The following is a 15,073-nucleotide window of genomic DNA, read 5'->3' on the forward strand; positions in this document are numbered from 1 at the left end:
ATCTTTACGTGTTGACCGATTTGGGGAAATCCCCCCGCATGGGCCTTGCGACGAAAGGCCGCGTGAGCGCGACAAGATGCGAAACCTTCCAATTCCTCCTCTGCGAGGGGAGGTGGCGCGCGGAGCGCGTCGGAGGGGTGTCACCCCTCTCGATAGCGGGACACCCCTCCGTCAGGGCTTCGCCCTGCCACCTCCCCTTGCAGGGGAGGAATCAGGTTTTGCCTTACGGGATCAGGATCGTGTCGACCGCCTCTGGCAGCGTCTCCGGATAATCGAGCGTATAGTGGAGTCCGCGACTTTCCTTACGGTGAAGCGCGCAGCGGACGATCAGTTCGGCGGTCTGGAGCAGGTTGCGCAGCTCGATCAGGTCGGGCGTGACGCGGAAATGGCCGTAATAGTCGTTGATCTCGTCGGTCAGCATGCGGATGCGGTGCTGCGCGCGTTCCAGCCGCTTAGTGGTCCGCACGATGCCGACATAATTCCACATGAAGCGGCGGATTTCGGTCCAGTTCTGCTTGATGACCACCTCTTCATCCGAATCAGTGACGCGGCTTTCGTCCCAGGCGCGGATGGCCGGGGGCGGGGGCAGGTCGTCCCAATGCTGCGCGATATGGTTTGCACAGGCCTCGCCATAGACGAAGCATTCGAGCAGCGAGTTGGAGGCCAGGCGGTTTGCACCATGCAGACCCGACTGGGTGACTTCGCCCGCCGCATACAGGCCGGGCAGATCGGTGCGTCCGTCGCGGTCCACGATGACGCCGCCACAGGTATAGTGCTGGGCGGGCACGACCGGGATCGGCTGCACCGTCATGTCGATGCCCAGGCTCAGCAGCTTTTCGTGGATGTTGGGGAAATGCTCGCGGACAAAGGCGGGTGACTGGTGGCTGATGTCAAGATGGACGTAATCCAGGCCCAGCCGCTTGATCTCATGGTCGATCGCGCGCGCCACGATGTCGCGCGGGGCGAGTTCGGCGCGCGGGTCCAGGTCCGGCATGAAGCGGTGGCCGGTCTCGGGGATTTTCAAATGGCCGCCTTCGCCGCGAACCGCCTCGGTAATCAGGAAATTCTTGACCTGGGTGTTGTAGAGGCAGGTCGGGTGGAACTGCATGAATTCCATGTTCGACACGCGCGCGCCGGCGCGCCAGGCCATGGCGATGCCGTCCCCAGTCGCCCCCTTGGGCGCGGTCGAGAATTGATAGGTGCGCCCCGCGCCCCCGGTTGCCAGGATCGTCGCGCGCGCCTTGTGCACCACCACGCGTCCCGTCCGCCGGTCGACGGCATAGATGCCCCAGACATGGCCCGCCCCCGAATAGCGCATCTCGTGACGGCTGGTCGCCAGGTCGATCGCGACCTGATCGGGGACCATGGTGATGTTGGGATGCGCGTCCGCCGCCTTCAGCAGCGCGTCGAGCACGGCCCAGCCGGTCGCGTCCGCGACATGCACGATGCGACGGTGCGAATGCCCGCCCTCGCGCGTCAGATGGAGCATGTTGCCCTCGGTCGCGAAGGGCACGCCCAGCTTTTGCAACCGCTCGATCGCGGCCGGCGCGTTCTCGACCACGAATTCGACGGTGGCGCGGTCGTTCAGGCCCGCACCCGCGACCATCGTATCCTCGATATGGCTGTCGAAGGTGTCGCCGGGTTCCAGCACGGCGGCGATCCCGCCCTGCGCCCAGGCGGTCGAGCCTTCGTTCAGCTTGCCCTTGGCCAGCACCGTCACCTTGAACCGGTCGGCCAGGTTCAGCGCTGCGGTCAGCCCCGCCGCGCCCGATCCGACGATCAGGATATCGGATTCGGTCATGCGCGGGCTCCTTGGGGCGCGGAACGGGGATACATGACCGCCCTGTGACATGGATGGCGTGGAGAGGACAGGGGGTTCCGCGCCTTGCGATGATGCACGGGTCTTCCCACCTCACCATGCATGCCGCTGGCCCGACCCGATTGGCGCGACCGTCTGCGCGCAGGCATCCCCACAGGAGTGATCGTGGCGGGACTTGGCTATGCGCTGGTGATCGGGCTGGGCTATGCGCCGCGGCCCGGCTTGCCGGCCGCCGCGCTCGACAGTTTCGACGTGACTCCGCCCGCACCCCCGCCGCCGCCACGTATCCAGCCCAAGAAGGTGCGGACGAACCGCCCGCGCGGGGCCGCCGCGCCCCCCAATATCCGCTCGCAGGCGACCGAAGTCGTCGCGCCGCCGCCGATCGTCGTGCTCCCGCCGCCGGTGACGCCGGTCGTCGTCGCGCCGGTGGCGGGGGTCGGGAATGACGCCAGCCAGGGCGCGTCCGACCGGCTCGGGCCGGGCACGGGGGCGGGTGGCGTCGGTAACGGCACGGGCAGCGGCGGCTCAGGGGACGGCGATGGTTATGGCGAGGAAACCCCGCCGCGCCGGATCAAGGGGCGGATCAAGGATTCGGACTATCCCGAAGCCGCCGCCGATGCGGGGGCGAGCGGGACGGTGCAGGTCCGCTATTTCGTCAATGTCGATGGCCGGGTCAGCGGCTGTGTGGTGACTCAGAGCAGCGGCAACGCCGCGCTCGACGAGACGACGTGCCGGCTGATCGAGCAGCGATACCGCTATGATCCGTCCCGTGATGCCGATGGGCGGCCGGTGCGGTCGATCATCGTCGTGAATCAGGACTGGGTGCTGGAACGGGTGCGGGACGAGCGGTGAGGGCGTGGGCTTCGACTTCGGCGCGATGCGCCGAAGTTTATCCTGAGCGGCTGGCTTGCCAGCTAGCCGAAGGGCTCAGCCTGAAACGGGGTTTGGGAAGAAGAGGTTCGCGCGGAGGCGCGGAGGACGCAGAGATGTTGGGCTTCTGCTCTTCTAAACGCCATTCATCGCGAACGTGATGGGCTAGGGGTGTCATCTCCCAGCACCAGACACCTCCGCGTCCCCCGCGCGAACAAAATCCCTCTGTCCCAAACCCCGTTCAGCCTGAGCGAAGTCGAAGGCCAAGGGAATCTGCTGGCCTCAGGCCCCCACACTCCGGGTCAGCGACAGGAACACATCCTCCAGATCGGCTTCCTTGGTCGAGACGTCGACGATCCCATACCCGTCCGCCTGCACCGCCGCGAGCACTTGGCCGGCATTCACCTTGTCCTTGGCATAGGTGATCTCTAGCGTGCGGGCACCCTTCAGGACAATCTTGCCGAAGCTGGCATGGTCGGGCACCGCCGCGACGTCGCGGTCGACTGTGACGGCCACAATTTTTTCCTGCGCCTTGCCGACCAGTTCCCGGGTCGGTTCGTTGGCGACCAGCCGGCCATGGTTGATGATCGCGATCCGGTCGCACAGCTCCTCGGCCTCTTCCAGATAGTGCGTCGTCAGCACCACCGTCACGCCCTGTTCGTTGAGCGAGCGGACATAGGCCCAGAGTTGCTGGCGAAGCTCGATGTCCACACCCGCCGTCGGTTCGTCGAGAACCAGCACCGGCGGCGAATGGACCATCGCCTTGGCGACCATCAGCCGGCGCTTCATGCCGCCCGACAGGGTGCGCGAATAGGCGTTGGCCTTGTCCTCCAGATGCACCGCGCGCAGGAGCTCCATCGAGCGGCGCTGCGCCTTGGGCACGCCGTACAGCCCGCCCTGGATCTCCAGCGTCTCCAGCGGCGTGAAGAAGGGGTCGAACAAGATCTCCTGATTGACGATCCCGATCGACGCCTTGGCGTTGCGCGGATGCTGGTCGATGTCGAAGCCCCAGATCGACGCCGAGCCTTCGGTCTTCATCACCAGCCCCGCCAGGATGTTGATGAGCGTCGATTTCCCTGCGCCGTTGGGGCCCAGCAGCCCGAAAATCTGCCCCCTCGGCACGTCGAAGCTGACCCCGTCGAGCGCGCGCTTGCCGCCCTGATAGGTCTTGGCGATGCCCTGGATCGAGATGGCGGCGTCTGTGGAGGCGGTCATGGCGCCGGAGATAGGCCCGTGGGCGCGCGAGGCCAAGCCGAGTTTTCGGGAATTGCACGGTGCCCCACGCCTTGCTATCGCGAGAGCCTATGTTGCCGCCGCCCGAAACCACCCGCGTCACCCAGACCCGCGTCGCTTGCGACGGTGCCACCGATATTCCGGGCGGCGCCGCGCTCGGCCATCCGCGCGTGTGGTTACAGATCGACGAGACCGGCTATGTCGATTGCGGATACTGCGATCGCCGTTTCGTGCTGATCGGCGGGCCGGCGGACGGTGCGGATCAGGCGAGCCTGCCGGATCACGGCGACGGCGCCGGGCGTTAAGCACTAGGTCCGATCGACATTCAGCCTAGAGGGGCGCAACTTCCTCCCCTGTAAGGGGAGGGGGACCATGCGTAGCATGGTGGAGGGGTGTCCCCGGTGGCGAGGCGAGGTCCAGACTTGCAACCGGGACACCCCTCCGTCAGGCCTTCGGCCTGCCACCTCCCCTTACAGGGGAGGAATAGGCTGAATGTCGATCCGTCCTAAGCATATACGCGCATGAGACTCACGCCCCTCCCGTAGACGAGTTTCAGGTCGGTCATGCCCCCGGCATGACCTAAACGATGCTGGGCATCGTTTACCTGAAACTGGGATGGGGGAGGGAACGCCCCAAGCCACAATCTCGGTGAGACCCCATGCCCTCCCCCGGCCCCTCCCGCCTGCGGGAGGGGAGAAGAAGAGGGGGGCGGCTTGGAGTTTCAAACCCTGGCCGGGCATCCTATATCCTGGCGATGACCTCGCCTCTCGATCCCCGCTCGTTCCTCTACCGCGACACGCTGGACCCCGACGCCGCGTTGCACCTCACCGCCAAAGCCCTGTCGCGCGCGGACGATGGCGAGCTTTACCTGCAGTATAAGCGCTCGGAAGCGTTCGGCTTCGACGACGGGCGGCTGAAGACGGCCAGCTACGACACCCATTCCGGCTTCGGCCTGCGCGCGGTGTCGGGCGAGATGACCGCCTTCGCGCACGCCAACGAACTGTCGGAAGCCGCGATCCAGCGCGCCGCGCAGACCATGGCGCTGATCGATCCCGCCAAGGGTGCCGCCGCACCCCCGCCGCAGGGGACCAACCGGCATCTCTACACCGCGACCGATCCGCTCGACCTGATCCCCTTTGCCGAGAAGGTGTCGCTGTGTCAGACCATCGACGCTGCCGCCCGTGCGCGCGACCCGCGCGTGGTGCAGGTGTCGGTCGGCCTGTCGGGCAGCTGGAGCGTGGTCGAGATCGTCCGCGCCGACGGCTTCGTCGCCACCGATGTCCGGCCGTTGGTGCGGCTCAATATCTCGGTCGTGGTCGAGCAAAATGGTCGGCGCGAGACGGGCAGCTTCGGCATCGGCGGGCGCTACCTGTACGACCGCCTCGTCGCCCGCGAGACATGGGAGCGCGGCATCGACGTCGCGCTCAACCAGGCGCTGGTCAATCTCGACTCGGTCGCCGCACCTGCGGGTGAAATGACCGTGCTGCTCGGGCCGGGCTGGCCGGGCGTGCTGCTGCACGAGGCGATCGGGCATGGGCTGGAAGGCGACTTCAACCGCAAGGGCACCTCGGCCTTTTCGGGCCGCATCGGCGAGCGGGTCGCGGCACCCGGCGTCACCGTGGTCGATGACGGCAGCCTCGCCGATCGGCGCGGTTCGCTGTCGATCGATGACGAGGGCACGCCGACGCGCGAGGTCATGCTGATCGAGGACGGCATCCTGAAGGGCTATATGCAGGACCGCCTCAACGCCCGGCTGATGGGCGTCGCGCCGACCGGCAATGGCCGCCGCGAGAGCTTTGCCCATGCGCCGATGCCGCGCATGACCAACACCTTCATGAAGGGTGGGCAGGACGATCCCGCCGAGCTGCTGTCGCGCGTCAAGAACGGCATCTTCGCCAAGTCCTTCGGCGGCGGGCAGGTCGACATCGTGTCGGGCAAGTTCGTCTTCTCGTGCACCGAGGCCTACCGCATCGAGAACGGCAAGCTCGGCGCGCCGATCAAGGGCGCAACGCTGATCGGCGACGGCCCCAGCGTGCTGACCAAGGTGAAGGGCATCGGCAACGACTTCGCGCTGGACGAGGGCGTCGGGGTCTGCGGCAAGGGCGGCCAGAGCGTGCCCGCCGGTGTGGGCCAGCCGACTCTGCTGGTCGAGGGGCTGACGGTCGGCGGGACCGCGCTGGCGGCGTAAACATCCTCCCCGGTACGGGGAGGTGGCAGCGCGAAGCGCTGACGGAGGGGGGCTTCGGCAAGGAACGTCCTGCGCGGCACGCCCCCTCCACCACCGCTTCGCGGCGGTCCCCCTCCCCGCACCGGGGAGGATCAGTTGCGCTCGAACGCCCCGTGCCCCGCACCCAGTAACAGCGCGATCGCGCCGCCGCCGATCAGGTTGCCCAGCGTCGACAGCGCCAGATTACGCGCAATCCCGCTGATCGGCACCGCCGCCGGATCAAGCGCCCAGCCGAGCGGCAGCAGCGTCATGTTCGCGATCGAATGTTCGAGCCCGGCGGCAACGAACAGCGTGATCGGCGCGATCACCGCGACGATCTTGCCCGCGACCGTCGTCGCCCCGCTCGCCATCCAGACCGCGAGGCAGACCAGCATATTGGCGAGGATACCCGAGGCGATCAGCGTGCCGCCCGACTTGGCGACCTTGGACATCGCGGTCTCGCGCGCGATGGCGGCGACCGCGCCGTCCACGCCTTCCGCCCCGCCCGCCGCGACGAACAGCGCAACGACGATCAGGCTGCCGACCAGATTGGCGAGCCACACCAGCCCCAGCGCCCTGGCCAGGCCGGCCCCCGTCACGCGGCCTTGGGCGAGCGGTAGCGACAGCATGGCATGGCCGGTGAACAGATGCGCACCGGTCACCATCACCAGCATCAGTCCGGCGGAAAAGGCCAGCCCGGCGAGCAGATGCGTCGCACCCGCGCCCGATGGCATGCCGGCGCTCGCGACCAGATAGGCGATCCCGCCAAAGCCGATCTGCAACCCCGCCGCGATGCCCAGCCACAGCGCCGGCATCGTCCCCGCCGATCCGCGCTCGGCCAGTGCATCGGCCACCGTGTCGGCCAGTGGTTCGCCGGTCGTGTCGGCCATGATCCTCTCCCTGCCTGTCGCTTGTCGACAGGCCAACCGGTGGCGGGCGGCTTTGCTCCCTGTGCGTGCCCGAAAATTGGGCAGCGGTCGCGTCGTGCTGATTTTTTGACGCCCGAAATCCGGCCATTGCCGGCCGTCGCATGGTGCCGATGCGGAAAAGTCACCACTTTATGAACTGGCACACCCTTTGCAGATCATGTCGGCAGGTAACGCAAAGGGGGCGCAATGAAGCTGATCATTGCCATCATCAAGCCGTTCAAGCTGGACGAAGTGCGCGAGGCACTGACCACCTTGGGTGTGGCGGGCATGACGGTCACCGAGGTCAAGGGGTTCGGACGCCAGAAGGGGCAGACCGAAATCTATCGCGGGGCCGAGTACAGCACCAACATGGTGCCCAAGATCAAGATCGAGGTGGTCTGTGCCACCGAGATCGCCGACCGCGTCGTCGAAGCCATCCAGTCCGCCGCCAACACCGGTGCGATCGGCGACGGCAAGATCTTCATGCTCGACGTCGGTCAGGCCGTGCGTATCCGCACCGGCGAAACCGACGACTCCGCGCTTTGAGAAGGGGGGATTTGATGAAGCACCTCACGCGTCTGGCGAGCGGGGCGACCGGCCTTGGCATCGCCCTCTTCGCCGCCTTGCCCGCCTGGGCGCAGGACGCCGCCGCGCTCCAGTCGCCCGCCACCGCCGCGCCCGCCGCGACGGTGAACAAGGGCGACACCGCCTGGATGATGACCTCGACCGTGCTGGTCATGATGATGATCCTGCCGGGCCTGGCGCTGTTCTACGGCGGCCTGACCCGCGCCAAGAACATGCTGTCCACCATGACCCAGATCGGCGCGGCCGCCTGCCTCGCGATGCTGATCTGGGTGATGTACGGCTATAGCCTGGCCTTCGGGCCGGACGTGTCGGGGGGCGCGTCCAACTTCATCGCCGGTCTGGGCAAGGCGTTCCTGAAGGGCGTCACGCCCGCCAGCCAGGCGGCGACCTTCACCGCCGGGGTCGAGATCCCCGAATATGTCTTCATCTGTTTCCAGATGACCTTCGCCGCCATCACCGCCGCGCTGGTCCTGGGCTCGGTGGTCGAGCGGATGAAGTTCTCGGCGGTGATGGCGTTCGTCGCGGTGTGGCTGACCATCACCTATTTCCCCATCGCGCACATGGTGTGGGCGGCGTCGGGCCTGTTCTTCAAGGCGGGCGCGCTCGATTTCGCGGGCGGCACGGTGGTGCACATCAACGCCGGCGTCTCGGCGCTGGTCGCCTCGCTGATCCTTGGCAAGCGTCTCGGCTATCCGACCACACCGATGCCGCCGCACTCGCTGACGCTGACCGGTGTCGGCACCGGCCTGCTCTGGGTCGGCTGGTTCGGCTTCAATGCCGGCTCGGCGCTGGAGGCCAATGGCTCGGCGGGTCTGGCGATGATCAACACCTTCGTCGCGACCGCCAGCGGTGGCCTGTTCTGGATGCTCGCCGAGCGTGTGGCGGGGCATAAGGGCTCGGCGCTGGGCTTCTGCTCGGGCATCGTGGCGGGTCTGGTCGCGGTCACCCCGGCGGCGGGCAATTCGGGGCCGTTCGGCGCGATCGTGCTCGGTGGCATCGCCAGCGTGATCTGCTTCTATGCGGTGTCGGTGCTCAAGCCCAAGCTCGGCTATGACGATGCGCTCGACGCCTTCGGCGTGCACGGCATCGGCGGCATGGTCGGTGCGATCGGCACCGCCGTGGTCTACTCGCCCGCGCTGGGCGGTCCGGGTGCGGCGGATTACGACATGGGCGCCAAGCTGCTGGTCCAGCTGGGCGCGGTCGTCACCACCATCGTCTGGGCGACGATCGGCACCGTGATCGCCATGTATGTCGCCAAGGCGCTGACCGGCCTGCGTGTCTCGAAGGATGTCGAGCAGGAAGGCCTCGACCTCGGCGAGCATGGCGAGCGTGCCTACAACTGATTTCTGATCGGGCGCGGGGGCACGAGAACCCCCGCTCCCCACGATGTTCCTCCTGCGGACGACCTAAGCCCGGTGCGGCAACGCACCGGGCCTTTTTTGTGGGTGGGTCTTGGGGATTTCCAGACATCCGTTCGTACTGAGCGAAGCCGAAGTGCGCGGGATGACGCTCGCGGCTAGGGCGGGGCGTGGCCTTCGACTTCGCTCAGGCGGAACGGAGGTTGGGGAGATAGTTTGCGCTTGATGGGTAGTGAGCGGCGTAACGCCCGCTCTTGGCCACACCCCCGTTCACGCTGAGCGAAGTCGAAGCGCACGGGATCACGCTCGCGGCTAGGGCGTGGCGTGGCCTTCGACTTCGCTCAGGCGGAACGGAGGTTGGGGGACGGCTTGCGCTTGATGGGGCGTGAGCGGCGTAACGCCCACTCCTATCCCTACCCCCGTTCACGCTGAGCGAAGTCGAAGCGCACGGGGTTGCGCTCGCGGCTAGGGCGGGGCGTGGCCTTCGACTTCGCTCAGGCGGAACGGAGGTTGGGGAGACGGTTTGCGCTTGATGGGGCGTGAGCGGCGTAACGCCCACTCCTGGCCCCACCCCCGTTCACGCTGAGCGAAGTCGAAGCGCACGGGGTTACGCTCGCGGATAGGGCGGGGGGTGCACTTCGACTTCGGGGCGACGCGCCGAAGTCTATCCTGAGCGGCTGGCTTGCCAGCCAGCCGAAGGGCTCAGTGCGAACGGAGGTGGGGTAGGTGGAGCGAAGGAGGCGGCCTTACCGCCCCTTCGGCCCCGCCGGCTGGGCCTTGGCCTGTGCCGCCTTGGCCGCTTCATATTCGTCGAAGGTGCGCGACAGCAGCGCCTGGGCCTCCGCCTCGGTCACCTTGCCGTCCTTGTTCGCATCGGCCTTTTCGAACCACAGGTCGGCAAGGCGCTGGGCGTGAACCGCGTCGATCTTCTGCTTGCCCGCGCCCATGCGCAGGATCGCGGCCTTCACCTCGGCCTTGAACAGCGCGCCGTCCTTGTTGGTGTCGCGCGCCTTGAACTCGCGCGAGAATTTGGCGGCGGCGGAGGCGCGGGTGTCCTGCTGCGCCAGAGCGGGGACGGCCAGCGTGGCGGCGATCAGGCCGGCGACGAGGAAACGGGTCATGGAAAAGGCTCCTGAACGGATCATCACCGCCGCTCCTGACGGCCTTTGCCTGTCGGCGCAATGAACGAGCGGGGGAACGACGCCAACCGAAGGTTGCGTGGACGCGCCGCAGCGCATAGGGGCCGGGTCAAATCCATCCCTCTTCATCAAGGACTTTGCCGTGAGCGAAGATATCAAGCGCGTCGTCCTCGCCTATTCGGGCGGCCTCGACACCAGCGTTATCCTCAAGTGGCTGCAGCAGCATTATGGCTGCGAGGTCGTGACCTTCACCGCCGATCTGGGCCAGGGCGAAGAGCTGGAGCCCGCACGCAAGAAGGCGGAGATGGCGGGCGTGAAGCCCGAGCATATCTTCATCGACGATCTGCGCGAGGAGTTCGTCAAGGATTACGTCTTCCCGATGATGCGCGCCAACGCGCTCTACGAGGGGCTGTACCTGCTCGGCACCTCGATCGCGCGGCCGCTGATCGCCAAGCGCCAGATCGAGATCGCCAAGATGGTCAATGCCGACGCGGTCAGCCACGGCGCGACCGGCAAGGGCAACGACCAGGTCCGCTTCGAGCTGGGCTATTATGCGCTCAACCCCGACATCAAGGTCATCGCGCCGTGGCGCGAATGGGACCTGACCAGCCGCACCAAGCTGATCGAGTTCGCCGAGGCGCACCAGATCCCGGTGTCGAAGGACAAGCGCGGCGAGGCGCCTTTCTCGACCGACGCGAACCTGCTGCACACCTCGTCCGAGGGCAAGGTGCTGGAGGACCCGTGGGATGAGGTCCCCGATTACGTCTATTCGCGCACGGTCAATCCGGAAGACGCGCCCGACCAGCCCGAAACGATCACCATCGATTTCGAGCGTGGCGACGGCGTCGCGCTGAACGGCGAGGCGTGCTCGCCCGCGACGCTGCTGACCAAGCTGAACGAGCTGGGCCGCAAGCACGGCATCGGCCGCCTTGACCTGGTCGAGAACCGCTTCGTCGGCATGAAGAGCCGCGGCATGTACGAGACGCCGGGCGGCACCATCTATGCGCTGGCGCATCGCGGTATCGAGCAGATCACGCTCGACCGGGGGGCGGCGCACCTGAAGGACGAACTGGCGCCGCGCTATGCCGAGCTGGTCTATAACGGCTTCTGGTTCTCGCCGGAGCGTGAGATGCTGCAGGCCGCCGTCAACTACAGCCAGGAAAAGGTGACCGGCACCGTTCGCCTGAAGCTGTACAAGGGCCAGGCGATCGTCACCGGTCGCAAGTCGCCCTACAGCCTGTATTCGGAAAAGGTCGTCACCTTCGAGGACGATCAGGGCGCGTACGACCAGCGCGATGCGGCGGGCTTCATCAAGCTCAACGCGCTGCGCCTGCGCCTACTGGGCCGTCGCGATCAGATCTGATTCCGGCCGGACCGCGATAGGGAAGGGGCGGACGGGGCGACCTGTCCGCCCCTTTTTCGTTCGGGGTGATGGTGAGCGAAAGGCGGTTGCGCTGGATCGCGGGGAGTATGCATCAATCCAAGGCAAGCCCCTCCCCTTCAGGGGAGGGGTTGGGGTGGGGCCTCTCCACAGGCGCACGGTTTGCGGAAGCGCCCCACCCCCGTCCCCTCCCCTGAAGGGGAGGGGTGATTTACCCCCGAAAATACTTAGAGCAGCGCGTTCACCGCTTCCATGAAGCGCATCAGGCTGATCGGCTTGGAGACATAGGCGTCCGCGCCCGCCGCGCGGATGCGGTCCTCGTCCTCGCGGCTGGCATAGGCGGTGACCGCCATCACGGGGATGCGGCGCAGCTCCTCGTCCGCCTTTAGCTCCAGGATCAGTTCATAGCCGGTGACGTGCGGCATCTGGATGTCCATGATGATCAGGTCGGGCTGGAATTCGCGCGCGCAGGCGACCGCCTCGCGCCCGTCGCGCACCGGCTCGGCGGTGAAGCCGTGCGCGCGCAAAAGGTCGCAGAAGAGTTTCAGATTGAGTTCGTTGTCCTCGACAACGAGCACCTTTCTTGCCACGCCCGCTCCACCAGTCACCAGGGACGACGATAGGCAATGCCCGCACCGGATACAATCGAGCGCGCCATGAACCTGGCGCTTCAGGCGCTGGTCTGGACGCTGGAAAGCCCCGCACGGGCCGAACGCCTGCTGGCGCTGACCGGCCTGTCGCCCGTCGAGCTGCGCGCAGGGGCGGGCGAGCCGGGGGTGCTGGCCGCGATCCTGACCTTTTTGGAGGCGCACGAGGCCGATCTGGTCGCCTGTGCCGACGCGCTGGACGAACGACCCGAGGCGCTGGTCGCCGCCCGCCGGGTGTTGGAGGACGCATGAAGCCGCTGCTGATCTGTGATTGTGACGAAGTGCTGGTTCATATGGTGCGGCATTTCCGCAGCTGGCTGGACGAGGCGCATGACATGGACTTCGCGCTCGACACCCATGACTTCTTCGGATCGATAACCCGGCGCGACGGCGGCCCCGCGCCGAGCCAGGCCGATGCCTGGGATCTGCTGCACGGCTTCTTCCCCGGCCAGATGGAGCGCCAGACGCTGGTACCCCACGCCGCCGAGGCGCTGGCCGCGTTGGCTGCCCAGGCCGATATCGTCATCCTGACCAATTTGATCGAGGAGTGCCGGACCCCGCGCATCGAACAGCTCGCGCGCTTCGGCATCCATCATCATGTCCAGTGCAATACGGGCGGCAAGGGCGCGCCGGTGGCCAGGCTGGTCGCCGAGCATGGCGATCCCGTCACCGTCTTCGTCGACGATCTGGCGCAGCATCACGCCTCGGTCGCCGAACATGCCCCGCAGGTCCACCGGCTGCACATGGTGTCCGAGCCCGAAATGGCGCCGCATGTCGCCCCCGCGCCGCACGCCCATGCGCGGATCGACGACTGGCGCGAGGCGGAACGCTGGATCGTCGCGCGTTTCGCCGAGGGGCGTCCCGCCACGGCTTGACCGGCGGGGTGGCCCCGCGCCATGTCTGCGCGCATGACCACGCATATCGATCGCGCGCTCGAGCAGCTCGGCCTCACTCTGCCGGAGGCTGCCGCCCCCGTCGCCGCCTATGTCCCCGTCGTCGAGGCGGGCGGGCTTCTCCACATTTCGGGCCAGCTGCCCTTTATCGATGGCCAGCTGGTCACCGGTCGGCTGGGCGAGGGCGTCTCGCTGGACGACGGGCAGAAGGCGGCGCAGGCGTGCGGCCTGATGCTGGTCGCGCAGATCAAGAAGCATCTCGGCGGCGACCTGTCGCGCGTGAAGCGGATCGTGAAGCTGGGCGTGTTCGTCAATTCGGCGGGCGACTTCACCGACCAGCCCAAGGTGGCGAACGGCGCGTCCGAGCTGATGGTGTCGCTGTTCGGCGACGCCGGGCGTCATGCGCGCTCGGCGGTCGGCGTGCCGGTGTTGCCGCTGGGGGCGGCGGTGGAAGTCGACGCGATCGTCGAGCTGGGGTGATTTTTGGGGATGGGTCGTTGAGCTTATAGCTCGCGGCCTTCCCTCCCCCATCCCCTCCCGCCTGCGGGAGGGGCGTGTTGTTTGGCTGGAGGTGGGATTCCTCGTTAGCTTCTAGCCGCACCCCTCCCGCAGGCGGGAGGGGATCGGGGAGGGCTGCTCACCCCAAGCGACATCGCCACCCCCTTGTCCCACCCCACCCAACACCGCATATCCAGACGCGATGACCACCGCCATCGCGCGTATCCTGTCCGGCGCTGCCGCCCTGCCCCCCGATGCGTGGGACGCCTGCGCGGGCACCGCCAACCCCTTCGTCTCCCACGCCTTCCTCACCGCGCTGGAGGAATCGCACAGCGTCGGTGGCCATTCGGGCTGGACCCCCGCCCCGATCGTCATCGACGGCCCGGACGGCCAGCCCGCCGCCATCGCCCCGGCCTATCTGAAGGCGCATAGCCAGGGCGAATATGTCTTCGACCATGGCTGGGCCGATGCCTGGGAGCGGGCGGGGGGACGCTATTACCCCAAGCTCCAGATCGCCGCGCCCTTCTCGCCGGTCCCCGGCCCGCGCCTGTTGCTGCGCGACCCCGCGCTGGCGCCCGCGCTGATCGCCGCGATCGAGGCGGTGACCGACCAGAACGAGCTGTCCTCCGCGCACGTCACCTTCGTCGCGCCCGAGCAACTGCCGTATTTCGAGGCGGCGGGCTGGCTGATCCGTGAGGGCGTGCAGTTCCACTGGCATAATGACGGATATGCCAGTTTCGACGACTTTCTGGACGCGCTCGCCAGCCGCAAGCGCAAGGCGATCCGCAAGGAACGCGCCGCCGCCGTCGAAGGGCTGACCATCCGCCACCTGACCGGCAGCGAAATCCGCTCGGAGCATTGGGACGCCTTCTGGACCTTCTATCAGGATACGGGCCGCCGCAAATGGGGCCATCCCTATCTGACCCGCGCGGCGTTCGACCGGATCGGCGAGCGGCTGGGCGACAAGGTGCTGCTGATCCTGGCCGAGCGGGACGGCGTGCCGATCGCGGGCGCGCTCAACCTGATCGGCGCGGATACGCTTTATGGCCGCTATTGGGGCGCGACCGAGGAGGTGCCCTTCCTCCATTTCGAGCTTTGCTATTACCAGGCGATCGACGCCGCCATCGCGCGCGGGCTGAAGACGGTCGAGGCGGGCGCGCAGGGTGAACACAAGCTGGCGCGCGGTTATGTCCCCGTGCCGACCTACTCGGCGCATTACATCCCGCACCCGGCCTTTCGTCGCGCAGTCGCCGAATTCGTCGCGCGCGAACGCGAGGCCATCGCCGCCGAAAGCGAGTTCCTGGGCGAACTCACTCCCTTCCGGCGGGGCTGACGCCGCTTACAGCAGGATGACATGGAGTGAACCCACCCCTCCCCTTCAGGGGAGGGGCCGGGGGTGGGGCTCTTCCACAGGCGGGCAATGTGAGGCGAGGGGCCCCCCCCCCCCCCCCCCCCCCGGGGGGGGGGGGGGGGCGGGGCGGGGGGGGGGGATAAGGGGCGGGTTGGCGCCCCCCCCCGCCCGCGCCGCGCGCACCG

General features: G+C 67.4%; 15 protein-coding genes. 10 read left to right on the forward strand and 5 right to left on the reverse strand.

Going from position 1 to position 15,073, the window contains the following annotated elements:
* Positions 1–223: 223 nt before the first annotated feature.
* Positions 224–1,801: an L-aspartate oxidase gene (nadB, locus tag GGR48_RS16730; RefSeq protein WP_183952977.1), complete on the reverse strand. Its 1,578-nt coding sequence runs from the start codon at positions 1,799–1,801 to the stop codon at positions 224–226.
* 120 nt (positions 1,802–1,921) lie between these two features.
* Here nadB and GGR48_RS18350 point away from each other — a divergent pair, with 120 nt between their 5' ends.
* Positions 1,922–2,671: an energy transducer TonB gene (locus GGR48_RS18350; protein WP_183952978.1), complete on the forward strand. Its 750-nt coding sequence runs from the start codon at positions 1,922–1,924 to the stop codon at positions 2,669–2,671.
* A 300-nt stretch (positions 2,672–2,971) separates the two neighbouring features.
* On the opposite strand, the gene GGR48_RS16740 is transcribed toward GGR48_RS18350, so the two are convergent.
* Entirely contained in the window at positions 2,972–3,904 is a 933-nt protein-coding gene (locus tag GGR48_RS16740; protein WP_183952979.1) for an ABC transporter ATP-binding protein, read from the reverse strand.
* A gap of 89 nt (positions 3,905–3,993) precedes the next feature.
* On the opposite strand from GGR48_RS16740, the gene GGR48_RS16745 reads away from it, so the two are divergent.
* Together GGR48_RS16745 and tldD are read left to right on the forward strand one after the other, a co-directional pair.
* Positions 3,994–4,227 (forward strand): zinc-finger domain-containing protein, encoded by a 234-nt coding sequence (locus GGR48_RS16745; RefSeq protein WP_183952980.1) that lies wholly within the window; start codon positions 3,994–3,996, stop codon positions 4,225–4,227.
* Between the two features lie 449 nt (positions 4,228–4,676).
* Positions 4,677–6,110: a metalloprotease TldD gene (gene tldD / locus GGR48_RS16750; RefSeq protein ID WP_183952981.1), complete on the forward strand. Its 1,434-nt coding sequence runs from the start codon at positions 4,677–4,679 to the stop codon at positions 6,108–6,110.
* A 131-nt stretch (positions 6,111–6,241) separates the two neighbouring features.
* Here the strand turns inward: tldD and GGR48_RS16755 are convergent, their stop codons facing one another.
* Entirely contained in the window at positions 6,242–7,018 is a 777-nt protein-coding gene (locus GGR48_RS16755; protein ID WP_183952982.1) for a formate/nitrite transporter family protein, read from the reverse strand.
* Positions 7,019–7,243: 225 nt separating this feature from the next.
* On the opposite strand from GGR48_RS16755, the gene GGR48_RS16760 reads away from it, so the two are divergent.
* Both GGR48_RS16760 and GGR48_RS16765 read left to right on the forward strand, forming a co-directional pair.
* On the forward strand, positions 7,244–7,582 hold the full coding sequence (locus tag GGR48_RS16760) for a P-II family nitrogen regulator (RefSeq protein WP_183952983.1): 339 nt from the start codon (positions 7,244–7,246) through the stop codon (positions 7,580–7,582).
* A 14-nt stretch (positions 7,583–7,596) separates the two neighbouring features.
* Positions 7,597–8,964 carry an ammonium transporter gene (locus tag GGR48_RS16765; protein WP_183952984.1) on the forward strand — a complete coding sequence of 456 codons (1,368 nt, stop codon included), beginning with the start codon at positions 7,597–7,599 and terminating at the stop codon, positions 8,962–8,964.
* Between the two features lie 761 nt (positions 8,965–9,725).
* Here the strand turns inward: GGR48_RS16765 and GGR48_RS16770 are convergent.
* On the reverse strand, positions 9,726–10,100 hold the full coding sequence (locus tag GGR48_RS16770) for an EF-hand domain-containing protein (RefSeq protein WP_206362425.1): 375 nt from the start codon (positions 10,098–10,100) through the stop codon (positions 9,726–9,728).
* 160 nt (positions 10,101–10,260) lie between these two features.
* On the opposite strand from GGR48_RS16770, the gene GGR48_RS16775 reads away from it, so the two are divergent.
* On the forward strand, positions 10,261–11,481 hold the full coding sequence (locus GGR48_RS16775) for an argininosuccinate synthase (protein ID WP_058734783.1): 1,221 nt from the start codon (positions 10,261–10,263) through the stop codon (positions 11,479–11,481).
* A gap of 245 nt (positions 11,482–11,726) precedes the next feature.
* Here GGR48_RS16775 and GGR48_RS16780 read toward each other — a convergent pair whose 3' ends face one another.
* Positions 11,727–12,089 carry a response regulator gene (locus GGR48_RS16780; protein ID WP_183952986.1) on the reverse strand — a complete coding sequence of 121 codons (363 nt, stop codon included), beginning with the start codon at positions 12,087–12,089 and terminating at the stop codon, positions 11,727–11,729.
* Between the two features lie 66 nt (positions 12,090–12,155).
* Here GGR48_RS16780 and GGR48_RS16785 point away from each other — a divergent pair, with 66 nt between their 5' ends.
* The 4 genes from GGR48_RS16785 (at position 12,156) to GGR48_RS16800 (ending at position 14,870) form a co-directional block, all read left to right on the forward strand.
* A complete protein-coding gene (locus GGR48_RS16785; RefSeq protein WP_183952987.1) occupies positions 12,156–12,398 on the forward strand; it encodes a DUF3572 family protein in 243 nt (80 codons plus the stop codon).
* Entirely contained in the window at positions 12,395–13,021 is a 627-nt protein-coding gene (locus tag GGR48_RS16790) for an HAD family hydrolase (RefSeq protein WP_183952988.1), read from the forward strand. The genes GGR48_RS16785 and GGR48_RS16790 overlap by 4 nt, the downstream gene beginning before the upstream one ends.
* Positions 13,022–13,054: 33 nt before the next feature.
* Entirely contained in the window at positions 13,055–13,519 is a 465-nt protein-coding gene (locus GGR48_RS16795) for a RidA family protein (RefSeq protein ID WP_183952989.1), read from the forward strand.
* 220 nt (positions 13,520–13,739) lie between these two features.
* On the forward strand, positions 13,740–14,870 hold the full coding sequence (locus GGR48_RS16800; RefSeq protein ID WP_183952990.1) for a GNAT family N-acetyltransferase: 1,131 nt from the start codon (positions 13,740–13,742) through the stop codon (positions 14,868–14,870).
* The last annotated feature ends 203 nt before the right edge of the window (positions 14,871–15,073 follow it).

Source organism: Sphingomonas pseudosanguinis (assembly GCF_014196255.1).
GTDB lineage: Bacteria > Pseudomonadota > Alphaproteobacteria > Sphingomonadales > Sphingomonadaceae > Sphingomonas > Sphingomonas pseudosanguinis.